Here is a 19,455-nt window from a genome sequence, read left to right on the forward strand (position 1 = left end):
TACTGGCTTAGTTCACTAGCACACTGTTGAGTTCTCAAGCAACACACCCCAGATCGCACCGCACGCGGCCTTATCTGAAGCAGTTATTTCTTGGCTTTTGTTCGGAGCACACCCTAGCACCTGCTCGAAACTGCCGTTTCAACAGGGGTAAGGTTACCTCTCCGGTTCGGGACCACCCACTCTACCACCATCCGGTGGGAGCTTGGTTCGTGTTCCCGGCGGCCGCTCGGTTTCCCTGGCGACGAAGAGAACATTACACGGCCCGAAACCGGCGTTTACAGGGGGGTCCCTTTTTTCGCGCCGAGGCTCTGACCTGCGTCGATCCGGCTGTCCCCGGGCACGGGCTCGCCATGCGTGGCGAGCACCGTCAGCGCGACGAGCGCGGCGGCAAGCAGAGCGGTGATGTGGATGGGGGCCGGCGTGAACGACGCGGCGAGCACGAGCACCGCGGTCACCGGGAAGCCGATCGCGATCGGACGGCATTCGTTGGTGGGCCCGATGTGCATCAGCCAGACGCTCAACAGGTAGATCGCGACGGGCACGGTCGTCGCCATGGCCGCGGGAAGGGGCGCCACGTGCCCCGTGTGGGTGTCGTAGTCGACGGCGACTTCGAGACCGGCACCGAGCGCGGCCGCCGAGGCGAAGATCAGGTAGTGCCCGTAACCCCAGCTCGCGACGGTGAACAGGCTCTTCGCCTTCTGGAGCCGGACGTGTCCCGGCTGGTCGAAGTAGAGCCACCACAGGGAGAAGAGCAGGACGAGCCCCGCCGCGGCGAGGGAGATCAGGCTGCCGGTGTGCTCGCCTTTGTCCAGCCCCTCCTTGATCGCCGTGGTGGCACCGAGGATCGATTCACCCAGCACGATGATCGTGAACAGGCCATAGCGTTCGGCGATGTGATGCGGATGCCAGCCGGTCCACCGCTTGCGTTCGGCGATCATCGGGACGGCGAGTTCGGCGAGCAGGATCAGGAAGAACGACGGCAGGGCCAAGGACTTCGGCAACCCGAGCCGGACGATCCACAGGATCTGGACGATCGTGATGCCGATGGCGTAGCGCAAGGCCGCGGGGCGGCAGGTGGGATCGGTCCTGGCGGCGCGCAGCCACTGCACGACCATCGCGAGCCGCATCAAGACGTAGCCGGCCACCATGATCGTGAAGTCGCCTTCGAAGGCCGACGAGACACCCGCGGCGACGGTCAGCCCTCCCGCGATCTGGACGAGCGTCACCAGCCGATACGGGACGTCGTCGGTGTCGAACGACGAAGCGAACCAGCTGAAGTTCAACCAGCCCCACCAGATCGCGAAGAACACCATCCCGAAGCTGAGCGCGCCCTGGCCGATGTGGTTTTCGGCGATCGCGTGGTGCAGGCCGGCCGCGGCCTGCGCGACGGCGACCACGAAACACAGGTCGAACAACAGCTCCAGCGGGGTCGCGACCCGATGCCCTTCCCCGGAATCCCGCATCCTCATCGGCCGGTACCAGACCCGCAGGCGACTCCGCCCCTCAGAATTCTCCGCCATCGGTGCTCCTCCGCATTGTCGAACTCGCGAAGATCTTCGCAGCCCGAAGCGGTTCACACCTGCGGAGAGCGCGCGGCGGGTGGGTCCAGGCCGGGGTGCACCTCCCCAGGCGTCCCCTGCCGGACCCACCCGCGCGAATGCTTCACCGGACTCGGCTGTCAGTGGACGCGAACCGGCTGCCGCCGAACGGTCCCCCGCGGACGCCGACGGCCGTCCACCGGCTCGTGATCACGGGTGACCGTTCCTGGAACTCCGGACTCGCCATGATCGCTTCGGCCGATCGCTCCATCCCCGAGCGATCGACAGAAATACCACTGTCGGTAGCCAAGACACAGCAGTGAAGGCTCCGTAAGGTCTACCCGGTTGCTCTGAGTAGCGCCAGACTCTGACTGGCTCAGTCACTCGGATGGAGCATCGGGTCTTGCCGACCGTAGTCATCGGCGCGGACCGATGACTCAGCCGCGTTGACTATCGGCGGCAGCACGGGCGGCTTCCTCCCGCTCAGTGAGCAATCGCCGGTTCCGGCGCGCGCGAAGTTCGATCACGGCCAGTAAAAGCGCCGAACAGGTCAATCCGGCGGCGCACAGCATCGCCGCGGTCAGGGCCGACGGGTAACCGCCCTTCGCGCCCAGCACCGCGTGAAAGACCGACGCCAGGACGACGGTGCCGATCGCGGTGCCGATCCGCTGTCCGGTCTGCAACGCTCCCCCGGCCACCCCCGCCATCGACGTCGGCACGCATTCGAGGGTCAGGGTGGTGTTGGGCGAGATGACCATGCCGCCGCCGACACCGGCGACGAGCAAGGGGACCGCGAACCACCAGCCCGCGGCGGCACCGGGGTCCTGACCGGCGAGGACGGCGACCGTGACCATCCCGGCGATCACCATGAGCAGTCCGGTGACGGTGAGCTTGCGGCCCCATCTCGGCACCAGCCGTCCCGCGACCGCCGCCGAGACGGCGGAGCCGAGGGCGAAGGAGGTGACGGCGAGCCCGGACTGCAGCGGCGTGTAACCGAGGCCCTGCTGGAAGAAGAGAGCGAAGACCAGCCACATCCCGGTGAACCCGCTGAAGTACAGCGCGCCGACGGCGGCACCCGTGGCGTAACCCGGTGTCTCGGTGAACAGCCGTGTGTCCAGCAGCGGAGGACGACCGCGCCGCACCATCGAGCGTTCCCAGCGCACGAACGCGAAGCCGAAGACCACCGCGACGACGAACAGCCACCACAGGCCGCTGAGTCCGCCTTGTTCGGATTCGATCAACGGGAGCAGCACGCCGAGGACCGCGACTCCCAGCAGCATGATGCCGACGAAGTCGATCTCGCCCCGCAGGCTTCTCGCCGGTTTTTCCGCTTTCGGCAGCCATCTCAGTGCCAGCGCGAACGCCAGGATCCCGATGGGCACGTTCACGTAGAAGACCCAGCGCCAGCCTTGCGGATCGCCGAAGACGGCGAGGATCACGCCACCGAGCACCGGCCCGACCGCGGTCGAGATGCCGACGGTGGCACCGAACATGCCGAACGCGCGGCCTCGTTCCGCGCCGCGGAACAGGTCCTGGATCATCCCGCTGTTCTGCGGGGTCATCATGCCCGAGGCGAAACCCTGCAGGAGCCGCGCGATGATCAGCGTCGTCTCGTCCGGCGCCGCTCCGGCGCACGCGCTGGTCAGCACGAACGCGGCGAGGGCGAACAGGAACATGCGGCGGCGGCCGAGCGCGTCGCCGAGTCTGCCGCCGGACACCAGCACCAGCCCGAAGGCCAGCGCGTAACCCGAAACGACCCATTGGATCCCGCCGCTGGACGCGCCGAGGTCCTTCTGGATCGAGGGCAGCGCCGTGTTGACGATGCTGACGTCGAGCAGGCCCATGAACCCGGCGGCGAGGGAGACGGCGAGCGCCTTCCAGCGCCGCGGGTCGGGTTCGAAGGTGGTCATCAGGTGCTGGCGGCGATCCCGGGGATGCCCTTGAGCTCACCGATCAGCATCGACGTCACCTTGACCGGGTAGTCGTAGAGCGCGAAGACCGTCTGGTTCTTGCCGACCAGCTTGAGATGCACCGGGGTCTCGCCCTTGTGCGCCAGCAGGGTCTGCTTCAGCTCGCTGACCACCGCCTGGTCGAGCTTCTCCGGCGCGGCCAGCAGCACGAGCGGCAGATCGTCGTCCCCGTTGCCGACCTCGGACAGGTCGAGCGGCACCAGTCCGCCGCCGAAGATGGACATCTTGTCCTCGCGCCAGTTGACCCGGCCCTTGACCAGTACCGCGTTGTCTTCGATCAGGTCGGCCGAGAACATCGCGTACGACTTCGGGAAGTAGAGGACCTCGATCGACGCGTCCATGTCCTCGACGGTGCAGATCGCCCAGGGCTCGCCCTTCTTGTTGACCCGGCGTTCCAGCGAGGTGATCAGCCCGGAGATGATCAGCTCGCCTTCCTTCGGCGGATCGGCCAGGATCGCGGCGATCGGGCGGGGCGCGTGTTTGCGCAGGATCCGCTCGGCGCCGTCCAGCGGATGCGCCGAGACGTACAGGCCGAGCATCTCCCGTTCGTAGGCGAGGAGCTGCTTGCGCGGATACTCCTCTTCCCCGAACTTCAGATGCGCGAGCGGCGACGAGGACACCGCGTCCTCCGCGGCGTCGTCCCCGCCGAATCCGAAGAGGTCGAACTGACCCATCGCTTCCTGGCGCTTGAGCGGGACCACGGCCTCGACCGCGTCCTCGTGCACCTGGATCATCGAGAGCCGGGTGTTGCCGAGCGAATCGAACCCGCCCGCCTTGATCAGCGATTCGATGACCCGCTTGTTGCAGGCCACGAGTTCGGACTTGTCGAGGAAATCGGTGAAGGAGGAGTACTTCCCCTTCTCCTCGCGGGTCTTGATGATCGACTCGACGACGTTCGCGCCGACGTTGCGGACGGCACCCATGCCGAAGCGGATGTCGTCCCCGACGGCCGCGAACCTCAGCGCCGACTCGTTGACGTCCGGCGGGAGCACCTTGATCCCGAGGCGACGGCATTCCGACAGGTAGACCGCGGACTTGTCCTTGTTGTCACCGACCGAGGTGAGCAGCGCGGCCATGTACTCCGGCGTGAAGTTCGCCTTGAGGTACGCGGTCCAGTACGAGATCAGGCCGTACGCGGCCGCGTGACTCTTGTTGAACGCGTAGCCGGCGAACGGGAGGATCGTGTCCCACAGCGCCTTGATCGCCTCGGACGAGAAGCCGCCGGGGACCAGTTCGCTCGCCTTCATCCCGGCCTCGAAGCCCACGAACTCCTGGTCGAGGACTTCCTTCTTCTTCTTGCCCATGGCCCGGCGGAGCACGTCCGCGCGGCCCATCGTGTACCCGGCCACCTTCTGGCCGATGTGCATGATCTGCTCCTGATAGACGATCAGGCCGTAGGTGTCGGCCAGGATCTCCTTCAGGGGCTCCTCGAGCTGCGGGTGGATCGGCTTGACCTTCTGCCGATTGTTCTTCCGGTCGGCGTAGTCGTTGTGCGCGTTCATGCCCATCGGGCCGGGGCGGTACAGCGCGCCCACCGCCACGATGTCGTCGAACACCGTCGGCTGCATCCGGCGCAGCAGATCCCGCATGGGCCCGCCGTCCAGCTGGAACACGCCGAGCGTGTCTCCCCTGGCGAGGAGCTTGTACGTCTCCGGATCCTCGACGCCGAGGGTGTCGAGGTCGATGTCGATCCCGCGGTTGGTCTTGATGTTGTCGATCGCGTCACCGATGACGGTGAGGTTCCGCAGGCCGAGGAAGTCCATCTTCAGCAGGCCGATGGCCTCGCACGACGGGTAGTCCCAGCCGGTGATGATCGAACCGTCGTCGCGCTGCCACAGCGGGATCGCGTTGGTGAGCGGTTCACTCGACATGATGACCGCGCAGGCGTGGACGCCGGCGTTGCGGATCAGCCCTTCGAGACCACGGGCGGTCTCGAAGATCGTCTTGCACTCTTCGTCGGTCTCGACGAGCGCGCGGACTTCGGCCGCTTCGCCGTAGCGCTCGTGTTTCGAGTCGACGATGCCCGAGAGCGGGATGTCCTTCGCCATGATCGGCGGCGGCAGCGCCTTCGAGATCCGGTCCGCGATCGCGTAGCCCGGCTGGCCGAAGTGGACGCGGGCGGAGTCCTTGATGGCCGCCTTGGTCTTAATGGTGCCGAAGGTGATGACCTGCGCGACCTTGTCGACGCCGTACTTGTCGGTGGCGTAACGGATCATCTCGCCGCGACGGCGGTCGTCGAAGTCGATGTCGATATCGGGCATCGAGACGCGCTCGGGGTTCAGGAACCGCTCGAACAGCAGTTTCTGCGGGATCGGGTCCAGGTTGGTGATACCGAGGACGTACGCGACCAGCGAGCCGGCGGCCGAACCACGGCCGGGGCCGACGCGGATGCCGACCTTGCGGGCGTAGTTGATGAGGTCGGCGACGATGAGGAAGTAGGCGGGGAAGCCCTTGCCGATGATGACGTCGAGCTCGATCTCGATGCGCTCGTTGTAGTACGGGTCCGGGACGCCGTCCGGGTACCGCCACTTGAGGCCGCGCGCGACCTCTTCCCGCAGCCAGGAGCCCTGGTCGTAGCCCTCGGGGACCTCGAAGAACGGCAGCCGGTCCTTGTGCGTGTAGACGTCCTTGTAGGACTCGACGCGCTCGGCGATCAGCAGCGTCGAGTCGGCGGCGCCGGGGACCTCCTTGTCCCAGTACTCCCGCATGTCCGCGGCCGACTTCAGGTAGTAACCGTCCCCGTCGAACTTGAACCGGTTCGGGTCGTTCAGCGTCTTGCCCGCCTGCACGCACAGCAGCGCGGAGTGGGTGTCGGCCTGGTCCTTGGTGACGTAGTGCGAGTCGTTGGTGGCCAGCGGCTTGAGGTCGAGGAGCTTGCCGACCTCGAGCAGGCCCTCACGGACCGACCGCTCGATCGGCAGGCCGTGGTCCATCAGTTCGAGGAAGAAGTTGTCGGCGCCGAAGATGTCCTTGTAGTCCGACGCGGCCTGGATCGCCTCGGTGCGCTGCCCCAGCCGCAGCCGCGTCTGCACCTCGCCCGAGGGGCAGCCGGTGGTCGCGATGATGCCTTCGTGGTTCTCCGCGATCAGCTCGCGGTCCATCCGGGGCTTGCGGTAGTAGCCCTGCATGCTCGCGAGCGACGAGAGCTTGAAGAGGTTGCGCAGCCCGGTGGAGTTCTCGGCGAGCATCGTCATGTGGGTGTAGGCACCACCACCGGAGACGTCACCGCCCTCACCGAACTCGTCGGAGCCGCGCTGGTTGGCCTGTCCCCAGAAGACCGGCTTCTTGTGGAAGCGGCTCTCCGGCGCGACGTAGGCCTCGATGCCGATGATCGGCTTGAGTTCGTGCTTGACCGCCTGCTGGTAGAACTCGTCCGCGCCGTACATGTTGCCGTGGTCGGTCATCCCGACCGCGGGCATGCCGAGGCGCGCCGCCTCCTTGAACAAGGGGGCGATCTTCGCCGCACCGTCGAGCATCGAGTACTCGGTGTGCACATGCAGGTGGACGAAGGAATCGTTCGACACCAGCGAAAACCTCCCCTAGGCAGACGGATCCCTGGCTGCGTGACGCGGGCCGGTCCTCCCACCCTAGGCTTGCCAAGATCATCAGCAACTCGCGGGGGGACGCGGCTCTTGGGCGATGCCGAGTCTGCTAGCTGTCGAAGATCAAATCCAGCTGGCTCGCCGGAGTCGTCGCCACCCGAACGGGGCAGTGGGCCGGACTCGCGGATCAGCTCAGCCGGGCCAGCCGCTCGTCGACCACCTCCTTGTCGAACCACTCCGGATCGAACCCCTGGCCGCCGAGTTCTTCGATAAGGCCTTCGTTGACTTCGTCGTCCGGGTCGCGCAGGGCATCCAGCAACATCTCGTAGCCCCGCTCGTCGTCGCAGTCCGCCGGAGGCGCGGCGCGTTCGCCGTCGAGACACCTCGGTGCTTCGGGAAGGGCGACCAACGACTCGACGCGGAGCCAGTGCCGCCAGCGCTCCGCCTCGTAGACGAACCGGTGTCCGGGTGACGTGACGACCTGGCCGAGGGTCACCTCGTCGTCCAGACGGTCGCCTTCTCCGCCCAGGATGTCCGCGCCGAACCCGCCGTACGCGGTCTCGAACCGGTGATACTCCCGTTCGGCACGGTCGAACGCGGCCGCGAGGCTCCGGTGCAGGTCGGCGAGGGTGACGTCGGAGCGGACTTCGAGCCGTCGCCAGATCGCGTCGTCCGGCTCGGCCAGGGCGACCGCCAGCCGGAGTCCGGTGACCGGCGCGGGTGGGGGCAGGACGAGCGGCAACGGCTCGGCCGTCGATATGCGCGGCAGCGGTTCGTAGCCGGGAAGACCGAGCCATCGGCGCAGCTGGGCCGCGCGCTCGGGCAGGTCGGGCCTCGGATCTCTGCCCAGTTTCATCAGGTCGGGGATCGTCTCCCGGATCCAGGCGGCGCTATCCGCACTGACGTTCAAGGCCGCTTCGACCTGACTCCGGAACTCCTCGGGAGTCAGCGGTGCCTCTGTCACCTCGAAACCGCCGCGAAGAACCGACCGTGCGTCGGCGGGCACGGGGTGGAGTTCGATCACGTCGACTTCGCGCTCGTTGACCACCACCTCGACCCCCACCGAGCGTTTGCCCGCGGTCAGGGTGGCCGAGAGGACCATGCGGTCCTGATCCGCTCGGCCTTGGACGACGCAGTCCGAAAGCCCGACCGGCCCGTGGAGCAGCTTCGGCCAGCGCTCCACCCTGGCCACGTCCAGAAGCGGACGGGACCGGCGGGAGCGCTCGTTCTTCGGTCTTTTGGCGGGCTTGCGCCCGCGGCTGACGGGGCTCACCCGTCGAGTATCGCGAGCGGCACCGACAATTTGCGGCCCGGCGAGCAGCCATGATCCAAAAGTGCTTGCCGACCAGGGCGCGGATCGGCAGACTGGCCAGCCGCCAAGATCACCGAGCAGCCCGGAGAGTTGATGATCGACCTGCGTGAGATGAACGAACGCGTGATCGCGGAGTTCCGCGCGAACGGCCGCCACGGCGACGGCCTCCCGACGCTGCTGCTCACGACCACCGGCGCCCGCACCGGGCGGCGGCATGTGACGCCGATGCTGTTCCTGGCCGACGACGACCGCTACGTGGTCTTCGCGGCCAACGGGGGCGCTCCGGGGCATCCGGACTGGTACCGGAACCTGCTCGCGGAGCCGTCGGTCGACGTCGAAGCGGACGGAGAGGCCTTCACCGCCCATGCGGTCGAGGTCACCGGAGCGGCCAGGGACCGCCTGTTCGCGAAGCAGGCGAAGGCGTTCCCGCGACTGGCCGAGCATCAGGCGAAGACCAGTCGCCCGTTCCCGGTGATCGCGCTCAAGCGGGCGTGACCGGAGCTGAAGGGCGCTTTCCCCGCATGCGATGCGGGGAAAGCGCCCTTCGCCGCGTCGCATGCGGTGAAGGGCCCCTTCAGCCCCTGTGACACTGGACACGTGAGTCCCGGAATTCGGTGCCACCACAGGGCTCTGGGCGCGCGAAGGCGCCCAGTACCGCTTTGTATTCACGTCCGCTTAACCCATCGCCGCCGGCCTCGCACGGCGAATGAGGCCCTGAGACCGAACGCTTGACAAAGTGATCGACCGACCGCACGATTCCGTCCCATGAACCTGTCTGACAGCCAGACAGCCGGACACGGTGGTCCGCGGCGCATCAGCGCGATGGAGGCCGTGCTGGCCCACCTTCGCGGCGCCATCGAGCGCGGCGAGTATCCCGTCGGCCAGAAACTGCCGTCGGAGTCCGCGCTCGGCAAGGAGTTCGAGGTCAGCCGTTCGGTCGTCCGCGAGGCACTGCGGGGGCTGCAGGCACTCGGGCTCACCGTGTCCAAAACGGGCAAGGGGACCTTCGTGACCGCCACCGGGCCGGTCGAGAACCCCACCTTCGGGACCTATTCGGCCCGCGACCTGTTCGAGGTGCGGCGCCACGTCGAGATCCCCGTCGCCGGATACGCGGCCGTGCGCCGCAGTACCGACGACCTCGATCTGCTCGGCCACCTCGTCGAGCGGATGGACCTCGAAACCGACAACACCGCGTGGGTGGCGCTGGATTCGCTGTTCCACATCACCATCGCCCAGGCCTCGGGCAACCCGGTGTTCGGCAAGGTCATCGAGGAGATCCGGGACGCCCTGGCGCGCCAGTCGTCCTTCCTCAACCAGCTGGGCGGCCGCCGCGCGCGCTCGAACATCGAGCACCGCGAGATCGTCACCGCCATCGCCGCCGGCTCCGAAGCGGACGCCGTCGCGGCGATGACCTCCCATCTAGAGCACGTCGAGAACGCCCTCACCACCATCGTGCGGCCCGGCCACACGACGCACCCGGACAAGGACGACTGACACCGTGACCGAACAGACCCTCAGCACGGACGACAAAGCCGTGCCGGTGCCGGCCGACGCCGGTGACGCCGGCTACGACAAGGCGCTGAAGCCCCGCCACGTCAACATGATCGCGATCGGCGGCGCCATCGGCACCGGCCTGTTCCTCGGCGCGGGCGGACGGCTCGCGCAGGCGGGCCCGGCGCTGGCGATCGTTTACGCGGTCTGCGGCCTTTTCGCGTTCTTCGTGGTGCGCTCGCTCGGCGAACTCATCCTGTACCGCCCCTCCTCCGGCGCCTTCGTCTCCTACGCCCGGGAATTCATGGGCGAAAAGGGCGCCTTCGTCGCGGGCTGGATGCACTTCCTGAACTGGTCGACGACCGGGATCGCGGACATCACCGCGATCGCGCTGTACGCCCATTTCTGGTCCTTCTTCACCCCGATCCCGCAGTGGGTGCTGGCGCTCATCGCCCTCGCGGTGGTGCTGGCGCTGAACATGGTGTCGGTCAAGCTGTTCGGCGAGATGGAGTTCTGGTTCGCCATCATCAAGGTCGCCGCGCTGGTGACCTTCATGGGGATCGGGATCTTCCTGCTGGTCACCCAGCAGCCGATCGACGGCCAGACGCCCGGTTTCTCGCTGATCTCCGACCACGGCGGGATCTTCCCGGCCGGCCTGCTGCCGATGGTGCTGATCGTCCAGGGCGTCGTGTTCGCCTACGCCTCGGTCGAGCTGGTCGGCGTCGCCGCGGGTGAGACGAAGGATCCGCGCAAGATCATGCCGAAGGCGATCAACTCGATCATGTGGCGGATCGGGATCTTCTACGTCGGCTCGGTGGTCCTGCTGGCGATGCTGATGCCGTGGGACTCCTACTCGAAGAACGAGAGTCCGTTCGTCACCGTGCTCTCGCACATCGGGGTGCCGCAGGCGGGCAACGTGATGAACCTGGTGGTGCTGACCGCAGCGCTGTCCAGCCTGAACTCCGGTCTCTACTCCACCGGCCGCATCCTGCGCTCGATGTCGCTGGCCGGGTCCGCGCCGAAGTTCACCGGCGTGATGAACAAGAACCACGTGCCCTACGGCGGGATCCTGCTCACCTCGGCGGTCTGTGTGCTGGGCGTCGGCCTGAACTACCTCGTGCCGAGCCAGGCCTTCGAGATCGTGCTGAACTTCGCGGCCATCGGCATCCTCGGCACCTGGGCGATCATCGTGCTCTCCCACCTGCTCTTCGTGCGCAAGGCCAACCGCGGTGAAGTGGAACGGCCCTCGTACCGGCTGCCGTTCTCGCCCTACACCGAGATCGCGACGCTGATCTTCCTCGCCGCCGTCGTCGTGCTGATGGCCTTCGACGAGACCGGCCGGATCACCCTGTACTGCCTGCCGATCATCGGGGTCGCGCTGGTGGCCGGCTGGTTCGGGGTCCGCAAGCGGATCAACATGGACGTCTTCGAGAAGACGAAGCTGTGATCCCCGAAATCCGAATCCCCGCGCATGAACCGCTGGTGCACCTCCTCCGCGACGGAATGGTCGAGGGGGTGCACCACGGTTCGGCCGTGGTCCTCGCGCCGGACGGCCGCGTACTGTTCTCCGCGGGCGACATCGAGGCCGCGTTCTATCCGCGCTCGGCGGCGAAACCCTTGCAGGCCACCGCGATGGCCCGGCTCGGGGTGGAGCTGAGCCCGGCCGGGTTCGCCGTCGGCGCGGCCAGCCATTCGGGCGAGGAGATCCACCTGGCGGAGGTCCTCCGGACCTTGGACGGCGCCGGGCTCACCACCGAGGATCTGCGGACTCCCGAAGACCTGCCGTTCGATCCCGTCGAGCGCGACGCCTGGGTGTCCGCCGGCCGGGGCGCGAACCGGTTGGCGCACAACTGTTCCGGCAAGCACGCGGCGATGCTCGCGACCTGTCGCCTGCACGGCTGGTCCACAAAGGACTATCTGGATCCCGGGCATCCACTGCAGCGCGCGATCGCGGGCTGTGTCGAGAACCTGACCGGGCAACGAATCCCGAAGGTCGCCGTCGACGGCTGCGGCGCTCCCCTGTTCGCGGTCTCGCTGCGCGGGCTCGCCACGGCCGTCGGCAAGATCGCCTCCGCGGCCGCCGGCACCCCGGAACGTCTTGTCGCCGAAGGGATCCGGAAACATCCGGAGCTGGTCGCCGGCACCCGTCGCGACGTCACCGCGCTCATGCGCGCGGTTCCCGGCCTGATCGCCAAGGACGGTTTCGAGGCCGTTCAGGTCGCCGCCCTGCCGGACGGCACGGCGATCGCGGTCAAGATCGCCGACGGCGGCGACCGCGCGCGGCAGCCGGTGCTCGCCGCCGCACTCGAACTGTGCGGCGTCGACCGGGACGTTCTGAAGCCGTTCGCCGGGACCACCGGAACCGACGGCCTGCGCGTGACCGGCGCGCTGGCCGAACACCACCTTGCCGCCTGAGGAGCCTTCGATGCACCGTGTTGAACACGATCTGCTGGGAGACAAGGAAGTCCCGGCCGACGCCTACTGGGGTGTGCACACCGCGCGGGCCAGGGAGAACTTCCCCATCACCGGCACCGCGATCTCCTCCTACCCCCACCTGATCGAGGCGCTCGCCGCGGTCAAGGAGGCCGCGGCCCAGGCCAACGCCGATCTCGGCCTGCTGAGCCCGGACGTCGCCGACGCGATCCGCCGGGCGTGCCGGGAGATCCGGGAAGGCGCGCTGCGCGAGGAGTTCGTCGTCGACGTCATCCAGGGCGGCGCGGGCACCTCGACGAACATGAACGCCAACGAGGTGATCGCGAACCGCGCGCTCGAACTGCTCGGGCACGAGAAGGGCGACTACGCCCGCGTCCACCCCAACGAGCACGTGAACCTCGGGCAGTCGACCAACGACGCCTATCCGACCGCGGTCAACGTCGCGACGATCATCGCCGTACGAGGACTGGCCGAGGCGATGGTGGTGCTGGAGAAGGCGTTCGGCGCCAAGGCCGTCGAGTTCAGCGACCTGTTGAAGATGGGCCGCACCCAGTTGCAGGACGCGGTGCCGATGACGCTGGGGCAGGAATTCGGGACTTACGCGGTCATGCTCGGCGAAGACCGGCTGCGGCTCACCGAGGCGGTGACGCTGCTGCACGAGATCAACCTCGGCGCGACCGCGATCGGCACCGGCCTCAACGCCGCGCCCGGGTACGCCGAAGCCGCCGTCGCACACCTGCGCGAGATCACCGGGCTGCCCCTCGAACCCGCCGCCGACCTCGTCGAGGCGACCCAGGACTGTGGCGCGTTCGTGCACCTCTCCGGGGTGCTCAAGCGGATCGCGGTGAAACTTTCGAAGAGCTGCAACGATCTGCGGCTGCTCTCGTCCGGTCCGCGGGCCGGGCTCAACGAGATCAACCTGCCGCCGGTGCAGGCGGGGTCGTCGATCATGCCGGGCAAGATCAACCCGGTGATCCCCGAGGTGGTCAACCAGGTCGCGTTCGAGGTCATCGGCAACGACGTCGCCATCACGATGGCGGCCGAAGCCGGGCAACTGCAGCTCAACGCCTTCGAGCCGCTGATCCTGCACTCGCTTTCGGAGAGCATCACGCATCTGCGGTCGGCCTGCCTGGTGCTGGCGGAGCGGTGCGTTTCCGGGATCACCGCGAACGCCGACGTGATGCGGGGCTATGTCGAGAACTCGATCGGGCTGGTGACCGCGCTGAATCCGAGCATCGGATACGCGGCGGCGACCGAGATCGCCAAGGAGGCGTTGGAGACCGGGCGCGGGGTGGCGGAACTCGTCGTCGAGAAGGGGCTCCTTCCCGCGGAGGAACTGGCGAAGCTGCTGAAGCCGGAGACGCTCGCGCGGCTCGGCTGAGGCGGACCTGCGGGGCGGTACCGGGCGGTCCGCCTCGCGTCATGAGGGGTCCCCATAGGACAAATTTCGTCCTATGGGGACCCCTCATGACATCCCTGACGGGGGTACGGTCGTAAGCGGAAGGTGATCCTCCGCACGAAAGGCGGCCAGCGTGCTCGACCGACTCCTCGACCGGCTACTCGGCCTCCCTCCGGCGGAAGGCCCCGCCCCTTCGGTGACCAAGGCGATCCCCGTCCCCATGGCCGACGGCGTCCGGCTGCTCGCCGATCGCTACGCCGTCCCGGGCGACGAGCCGCGGCCGGTGGTGCTGATCCGCACGCCCTACGGCCGGAAAGGCCTGTCCGGCAAGGTCTTCGGCGAGACCTTCGCACGGCACGGGCTGCAGACGGTCGTCCAGAGCACGCGCGGGACCTTCGGCTCCGGCGGCGAGTTCCGGCCGTTCCATCTGGAGAAGGAAGACGGCCTCGACACCGTCGCCTGGCTGCGCGAGCAGCCGTGGTGCGACGGCCGGATCGCGATGGCGGGCGCGAGCTACCTCGGGCATACGCAATGGTCTGTCGCGCCGTATCTCGACGAGCCGCTCGAAGCGCTGTGCCTCGCGATCACCGCGTCGGAGTTCGTCTCGACCTTCTATCCGGGCGGGGTCCTCGCCGTCGACAACATGGTCTCGTGGTCGGCGCTGATCGGACGGCAGGAGGGCCGGTTCGCGGGCGTGCCCAACCCGTGGCAGACGAAGAAGACCCGCCAGGCCATGGCCCACCTCCCGGTCTCCGGTGCCGACGTCGCGGCCATCGGCAAGCAGGTGCGGTTCCTACAGGACGTCACCGGGCACGCCGAGCCGGGCGACGACTTCTGGGCGCCGTCGGATCACAGCGCGCGGGTCGCCGCGCTGACGACGCCGGTGACGATGGTGACCGGCTGGTACGACCTGTTCATCGCGGCCCAGCTGCGCGACTTCAAGGAACTCGCCGCGGCCGGGCGCGCGCCGCGGATCACCATCGGCCCGTGGGCGCACGGCGAGCCCGCCAGTCTGAAGACCCTGGTGAGCGACCAGATCGGCTTCCTCTCCGCCCATCTGCTCGGCGATCGCGCGCAGCTGAGGCAAGCGCCGGTGCGCCTGTACCTCCAGGGCGCCGGACGCTGGCTGGACTTCGACAGCTGGCCGCCGAAATCCGACGCCACCCCGTACTTCCTGCGTCCCGGCGGGCTTTCCGTCGCCGAACCGGTGGAATCGAAACCCGGGGCCTTCACCTTCGACCCCGCCGATCCGACGCCGACCGTCGGTGGTCCCCTGCTCACGGGAGTGTGGAAGCAACGCGACAACAAGATCGTCGAAGAGCGTCAGGACGTGCTCGTCTTCACCGGTGAGCGGCTGAAGCGGGACCTCGACGTCATCGGCGAGGTCTCCGCGCTCGTGCACGTCCGGACCGACCTCGGGCACGGCGACGTCTTCGTCCGGCTGTGCGATGTGGATGGTCGCGGCGTCTCCCGCAACGTCACCGACGGCATCCTCCGGCTGCGTCCCGGCAGCCCTGAGTCCGATGTGGACGGTGTGGTCGCGGCCGAGGTGCACCTCGATCCGACGGCGTACCGGTTCCGGCGCGGCCACCGGCTGCGGCTGCAGGTCGCGGGCGGAGCGTTCCCTCGCTTCGCCCGCAACCACGGCACCGACGAGCCGGTCTTCAGCGCGGTGGACGGGAAACCCACGCGGTTCGAGATCTTCCACGACCCCGCGCGGCCGTCCCGGATCACCCTGCCGGTGTTCGGCGGTTAGGCCATGTCCTGTAAGTCTGTTCGATGGGCTTCGTGATCCAGGTGGTTCCTGGCGGTGCGGGCGGATCGGCCTCGTACCGGGTCGTACTCGGCCGCGTCCGCCCGTGCCGTCAGGGGCCGCCTGGGCGCGAAGACCGCGAACAAGACTTGCAGGACACGGCCTAGACGACCACGCGCTGGTGCGTGGTCAGCCTGCCGTCCTCGTGCAGCACGTGGAACAGCAGCGACGGCGGCAGGTCGTAGTCGATCGGCCCGCCTTCACCCCACGGCCGGAGACCGTTCTCCTCCCAGGGGAACAGGATGCTGGACCCGACCGACGGTGCCGACCGCAGCGGCAGGCCGGCGAACGTCGTCGACGTCGCGGCGTGGACGTGCCCGCAGAACAGGGCCACCACCCGCGGATGGCGCGCGAGCACCTCGGCCAGCGCGTCCTCGCCGTGCTGGCGCATCGCGTCCACCAGCGGCAGGCCGAGCTCGACCGGCGGATGGTGGAAGGCCACGAAAGCGGGGCCGTCGCCGTCGGCGAGGACACGGTCCAGCCAGGCCAGGGTCTCGTCGTCGAACCGTCCGTCGGGTTTGCCGGGGATGCTCGAGTCGGCCATGACGAACGTGACGTCGCCGACGGTGTGCACCGCGTTGACCGGGGCGTCGTCCGGCGCCTGGTCCAGCAGCCCTTCGCGGAACGCGGCGCGTTTGTCGTGGTTGCCGGGGCAGGTGAAGAGCGGGACGCCGGTCTTGAACAGTTCCGCCGCGCGCCGGTACTCCTCGACCGTGCCGTGGTCGGCGATATCGCCGGTCACCAGGATCGCGTCGACCGGCGTCGCCAGGTTCTCCAGGTACCGCATGACGCGCGCGGTGCGTTCGTCCGCGCGCTCCCCGCCGTCGAGATGGTTGTCGCTCAGATGTGCCGTCACGAACATCTCATCACCCCATGTTCTCCAGATATGCCAGCGTTTTCACCCAGTTCCGCACGAGCAGCTCCGCTGCCGTCGCGAGGTCGGAGGCGCGGATCGCCTCGGCGATCCGGCGGTGTTCGTCGATACTCTCCAAGGAGCGTTCGGCGCCGACGAAATAGCAGGTGTCATAGCGTTTCAGCAGCGGCTTGGTCTGCTCGATCAGCCGCAGCAGATGCGGATTCGTGCAGCGCGACACCAGCAGCGCGTGCCATCGGTCGTCCAAAGCGGACAGATCACCGCGCCGCCCGAGTTCCGCGGTCATCTCGTCGGCGATCCGGTCCAGGCCGCCGGTGAGCCCGGCGAGGTCCTGCGGGGAACTCCAGCGCAGCGCCAGCGATTCCAATTCCGCGACGAGCGGATACAGCCGCCGGGCCTCCTCGGGATCGAACGGCGGCACGAGGAAACCGCGGTTGGGCGCCGAGACGAGCAGGCCACGATCGGCCAGCCCGATCAGCGCCTCGCGCAACGGCGTCCGGCTGACGCCCAGTTCGCGGGCGAGGTGCACCTCGTTGATCCGGCTGTCGGCGGCGATCCGGCCGTCGAGCACGCGGGCGGTGATCTCCTCCGCGAGGTCGCGCCGGAGCAGGTTCCTCGTCATGCGGGCAGTATTGCATGCAGTTCGGCCGTACTGTATTCAGTTAGGCATGACGGACTTCGATGTGCACCGCGCTCGCGCCGAAACCCCGGGTTGCGCGGAAGTGGTCCACCTCAACAACGCCGGATCGTCGCTGCCACCCGCGCTGGTGACCGACACGGTCGTCGACTACCTGCGCGAGGAAGCCCTGATCGGGGGCTACGAGCAGGCGGCGGCCAACGCGGAGCGGCTCGACGGCGTCTACGCCTCGGCCGCACGGCTGGTCGGCGCCGATCCCGACGACATCGCGCTGACCGACAACGCGACGCGGTCGTGGCAGGCGGTCTTCTACGCGCTGCCGTTCACCGCGGGCGACCGGATCCTGACGGCGAAGTCCGAGTACGCGAGCAACGTCATCTCCTTCCTGCAGATCGCGAAGCGCACCGGCGCCGTCGTCGAGGTGGTCGACGACGACGAGTCCGGGCAGCTGGACGTCGAGGACCTGAAGCGCCGGATCGACGGCGACGTCAAGCTGATCGCCGTCTCCCACGTGCCCACCCAAGGCGGGCTGGTGAACCCGGCCGAGAAGATCGGCGCCGTCGCCAGGGAAGCCGGGATCCCGTTCCTGCTGGACGCTTGCCAGAGCGCCGGGCAGATCGATCTCGACGTCGCGCGCCTCAATTGCGACGCGCTCAGCGTGACCGGCCGGAAGTACCTGCGCGGGCCACGGGGAACCGGGTTCCTCTACGCGCATCCTCGGCTGCGCGAGCGCGTCGAGCCCGCGATGCTCGACCTCCACTCGGCGGCGTGGACCGCGCCCGAGACCTACGAAGTCGATTCGACGGCGAAGATGTTCGAGGTCTGGGAACGCGATCACGCCGCCGTGCACGGCCTCGGCGCGGCGATCGACTACGCCCTGGATTGGGGCATGCCCGCCATCGAAGCCCGCGTCGCGGCGCTCGCGGCGAAACTGCGCGAGGTGCTCGGCGAGATCCCCGGCGTCCAGGTGCACGACCAGGGCGAACGGAAGTGCGGGATCGTCACGTTCAGCGTCGCGAAAACGCCGTCGCAGGAGGTGAAACGGCGTCTGGCGGCGGCGAAGATCAACGTCAGCGTCGTGGAAGCGACGTCCGCCCAGTTCGATTTCGCCGCCCGCGGACTGCCGTCGATGGTCCGGTCTTCGGTGCACTACTTCAACACCGAAGACGAGATCGCGCTCCTCGCCGGCGAGGTCGCGAAACTGGCTTAACGGCGGGAAAGCACGGACTCGGACGGCGGGGCGTACGGCAGCCCCGTCGTCTTCGCGCGAAGGCCGATCACCAACGCCTCCCCCAGCAGGCTCACGCCGATCGACAACGTCACCGGCCGCGCGTCAGGATGCGCCCCTGCCGTCGTGGCCAGGAAGCCGATCCCGAAGTTCACCAGCAACGAGAACACCCACACGCCGAACGTCCAGCCGGTGTACCGCAGCCACAGCACACCGTCGCGCTCGAAGAGTTTCGTGGTGGCCGCGCGCACCGCGCCGAGGCCGCAACCGACCACGGACCCCAGCACGAGCCAGGCACCGTCCGTGAAAGTGAAATCGTCGAGCTTGGCCAGACCGTAGACCCCGATCGCGAGCAGGACCACCGGCGTCCCGAACACTTCACGGGCGACCAGCGGCTCCCCACGCAGCCTGCGCACGACGATCACGATCACCGCGGCGACCACCAGCGCGATCAACAACCAGGTCCGCATGAACTCCCCCTTTATAGCACGTGTGTGCCAAATAAAATAGCAGGGGCGTGCTATAAAGACAACATGCCGAAGATCGTCGACCCCACGGCCCGACGCCTGGAAATCGCCGAAGCCGTCTTCCGGGTGATTCAGGCAGATGGCCTCGCGCAGGCGTCACTCAGGAGCGTGGCCGATGAGGCCGGTCTCGCGATCGGTTCGGTGCGGCACTACTTCCGCGGCCACGACGAGCTGATCGTGTTCGCCATGCGCGCGCTCGGAGACCGGGTGGAAGCCCGGCTGCTGCGCCACCTCCCCGAACTGCTCGATCCGGAAACCCCGCGCTCACGCCGTCAGGAACTCACCGAAGCGCTGCTCGGCGAGCTGCTTCCGCTCACCGAGCAGACCCGGGCCGAAACCGACGTCTGGCTGGCCTTCTCCGCCGCTGCGAAGAACCGTCCGGATCTGGCCGAGGAAGTCGCGCGCACGCACGCGGGCGTTCGCGCGCTCGTCCGCAGGGTGCTCGAAGGCGCGCGTGGCGCGGGCGGACTGCTCCACGACCTCGACCTGGACGTCGAAACCGAACGGCTGGCGGCACTACTGGACGGCCTCGCCATGGCGAGCGGGCGGACGTCGCCGGAACTGATGCGCACGGTGCTCGGACGACATCTGGAAACCCTGCGGCGCCCGGATCAGTGAAGGCGAGGGCATGCCGAGAAACTGGCGTAGCCGACATAGAGGGCACGGAAAACCGCCCTTTCGGGCAGGGGAG

Annotated in this window: 16 protein-coding genes; 8 read left to right on the forward strand and 8 right to left on the reverse strand. The window is 68.1% G+C overall.

Annotation, left to right across the window (positions count from 1 at the left end):
• Positions 1-275 precede the first annotated feature (275 nt).
• The 5 genes from L324_RS25390 to L324_RS25405 form a co-directional block, all read right to left on the reverse strand.
• Positions 276-1,520, reverse strand: a complete 1,245-nt coding sequence (locus tag L324_RS25390; protein WP_037313733.1) for a low temperature requirement protein A — start codon at positions 1,518-1,520, stop codon at positions 276-278.
• A 142-nt stretch (positions 1,521-1,662) separates the two neighbouring features.
• Positions 1,663-1,848 carry a hypothetical protein gene (locus L324_RS42500; RefSeq protein ID WP_152546996.1) on the reverse strand — a complete coding sequence of 62 codons (186 nt, stop codon included), beginning with the start codon at positions 1,846-1,848 and terminating at the stop codon, positions 1,663-1,665.
• Between the two features lie 127 nt (positions 1,849-1,975).
• Positions 1,976-3,448, reverse strand: coding sequence for an MFS transporter (locus L324_RS25395; protein WP_037313735.1), 1,473 nt, complete (start codon positions 3,446-3,448; stop codon positions 1,976-1,978).
• Positions 3,448-7,032: a DNA polymerase III subunit alpha gene (gene dnaE, locus L324_RS25400; RefSeq protein ID WP_037313737.1), complete on the reverse strand. Its 3,585-nt coding sequence runs from the start codon at positions 7,030-7,032 to the stop codon at positions 3,448-3,450. Before dnaE ends, L324_RS25395 begins: the two co-directional genes overlap by 1 nt.
• A 205-nt stretch (positions 7,033-7,237) precedes the next feature.
• Positions 7,238-8,323 carry a plasmid pRiA4b ORF-3 family protein gene (locus tag L324_RS25405; protein ID WP_235783646.1) on the reverse strand — a complete coding sequence of 362 codons (1,086 nt, stop codon included), beginning with the start codon at positions 8,321-8,323 and terminating at the stop codon, positions 7,238-7,240.
• Positions 8,324-8,455: 132 nt separating this feature from the next.
• Between L324_RS25405 and L324_RS25410 the strand changes: the two genes are divergently transcribed.
• The 6 genes from L324_RS25410 (at position 8,456) to L324_RS25435 (ending at position 15,441) form a co-directional block, all read left to right on the forward strand.
• Positions 8,456-8,857 carry a nitroreductase/quinone reductase family protein gene (locus L324_RS25410; protein WP_037313739.1) on the forward strand — a complete coding sequence of 134 codons (402 nt, stop codon included), beginning with the start codon at positions 8,456-8,458 and terminating at the stop codon, positions 8,855-8,857.
• 327 nt (positions 8,858-9,184) lie between these two features.
• Positions 9,185-9,856: a FadR/GntR family transcriptional regulator gene (locus tag L324_RS25415; RefSeq protein WP_037313908.1), complete on the forward strand. Its 672-nt coding sequence runs from the start codon at positions 9,185-9,187 to the stop codon at positions 9,854-9,856.
• A gap of 4 nt (positions 9,857-9,860) precedes the next feature.
• The gene (locus L324_RS25420) at positions 9,861-11,300 is read left to right on the forward strand and encodes an amino acid permease (protein WP_037313741.1); all 1,440 of its coding nucleotides are present in this window, start codon (positions 9,861-9,863) and stop codon (positions 11,298-11,300) included.
• Complete coding sequence (locus L324_RS25425) at positions 11,297-12,268, forward strand: asparaginase (RefSeq protein ID WP_037313744.1); 972 nt, start codon at positions 11,297-11,299, stop codon at positions 12,266-12,268. Before L324_RS25420 ends, L324_RS25425 begins: the two co-directional genes overlap by 4 nt.
• Positions 12,269-12,278: 10 nt before the next feature.
• A complete protein-coding gene (locus tag L324_RS25430) occupies positions 12,279-13,667 on the forward strand; it encodes an aspartate ammonia-lyase (RefSeq protein WP_037313746.1) in 1,389 nt (462 codons plus the stop codon).
• Positions 13,668-13,818: 151 nt separating this feature from the next.
• Entirely contained in the window at positions 13,819-15,441 is a 1,623-nt protein-coding gene (locus L324_RS25435) for a CocE/NonD family hydrolase (protein ID WP_037313749.1), read from the forward strand.
• Positions 15,442-15,601: 160 nt separating this feature from the next.
• Here L324_RS25435 and L324_RS25440 read toward each other — a convergent pair whose 3' ends face one another.
• Positions 15,602-16,360 carry a phosphodiesterase gene (locus tag L324_RS25440; RefSeq protein ID WP_037313752.1) on the reverse strand — a complete coding sequence of 253 codons (759 nt, stop codon included), beginning with the start codon at positions 16,358-16,360 and terminating at the stop codon, positions 15,602-15,604.
• Between the two features lie 4 nt (positions 16,361-16,364).
• A complete protein-coding gene (locus L324_RS25445; RefSeq protein ID WP_037313755.1) occupies positions 16,365-16,994 on the reverse strand; it encodes a GntR family transcriptional regulator in 630 nt (209 codons plus the stop codon).
• Between the two features lie 46 nt (positions 16,995-17,040).
• Here L324_RS25445 and L324_RS25450 point away from each other — a divergent pair, with 46 nt between their 5' ends.
• Positions 17,041-18,219, forward strand: coding sequence for an aminotransferase class V-fold PLP-dependent enzyme (locus L324_RS25450; protein WP_037313757.1), 1,179 nt, complete (start codon positions 17,041-17,043; stop codon positions 18,217-18,219).
• Here the strand turns inward: L324_RS25450 and L324_RS25455 are convergent.
• Positions 18,216-18,707, reverse strand: coding sequence for a hypothetical protein (locus L324_RS25455; protein ID WP_037313760.1), 492 nt, complete (start codon positions 18,705-18,707; stop codon positions 18,216-18,218). The genes L324_RS25450 and L324_RS25455 overlap by 4 nt on opposite strands.
• Before the next feature lie 63 nt (positions 18,708-18,770).
• Between L324_RS25455 and L324_RS25460 the strand changes: the two genes are divergently transcribed.
• Positions 18,771-19,382 (forward strand): TetR/AcrR family transcriptional regulator, encoded by a 612-nt coding sequence (locus tag L324_RS25460; RefSeq protein ID WP_037313764.1) that lies wholly within the window; start codon positions 18,771-18,773, stop codon positions 19,380-19,382.
• Positions 19,383-19,455 lie beyond the last annotated feature (73 nt).

The organism is Amycolatopsis orientalis DSM 40040 = KCTC 9412 (assembly GCF_000478275.1).
In the GTDB taxonomy this organism is placed as follows: domain Bacteria; phylum Actinomycetota; class Actinomycetes; order Mycobacteriales; family Pseudonocardiaceae; genus Amycolatopsis; species Amycolatopsis orientalis.

Bases quoted from the DNA above. Each gene is read 5' to 3' on its own strand.
- L324_RS25390 (WP_037313733.1), bottom strand. From the start codon at position 1,520: ATGGCGGAGAATTCTGAGGGGCGGAGTCGCCTGCGGGTCTGGTACCGG.
- L324_RS25395 (WP_037313735.1), bottom strand. From the start codon at position 3,448: ATGACCACCTTCGAACCCGACCCGCGGCGCTGGAAGGCGCTCGCCGTC.
- L324_RS25410 (WP_037313739.1), top strand. From the start codon at position 8,456: ATGATCGACCTGCGTGAGATGAACGAACGCGTGATCGCGGAGTTCCGC.
- L324_RS25415 (WP_037313908.1), top strand. From the start codon at position 9,185: ATGGAGGCCGTGCTGGCCCACCTTCGCGGCGCCATCGAGCGCGGCGAG.
- L324_RS25430 (WP_037313746.1), top strand. From the start codon at position 12,279: ATGCACCGTGTTGAACACGATCTGCTGGGAGACAAGGAAGTCCCGGCC.
- L324_RS25440 (WP_037313752.1), bottom strand. From the start codon at position 16,360: ATGTTCGTGACGGCACATCTGAGCGACAACCATCTCGACGGCGGGGAG.
- L324_RS25445 (WP_037313755.1), bottom strand. From the start codon at position 16,994: ATGACGAGGAACCTGCTCCGGCGCGACCTCGCGGAGGAGATCACCGCC.
- L324_RS25450 (WP_037313757.1), top strand. From the start codon at position 17,041: ATGACGGACTTCGATGTGCACCGCGCTCGCGCCGAAACCCCGGGTTGC.
- L324_RS25455 (WP_037313760.1), bottom strand. From the start codon at position 18,707: ATGCGGACCTGGTTGTTGATCGCGCTGGTGGTCGCCGCGGTGATCGTG.
- L324_RS25460 (WP_037313764.1), top strand. From the start codon at position 18,771: ATGCCGAAGATCGTCGACCCCACGGCCCGACGCCTGGAAATCGCCGAA.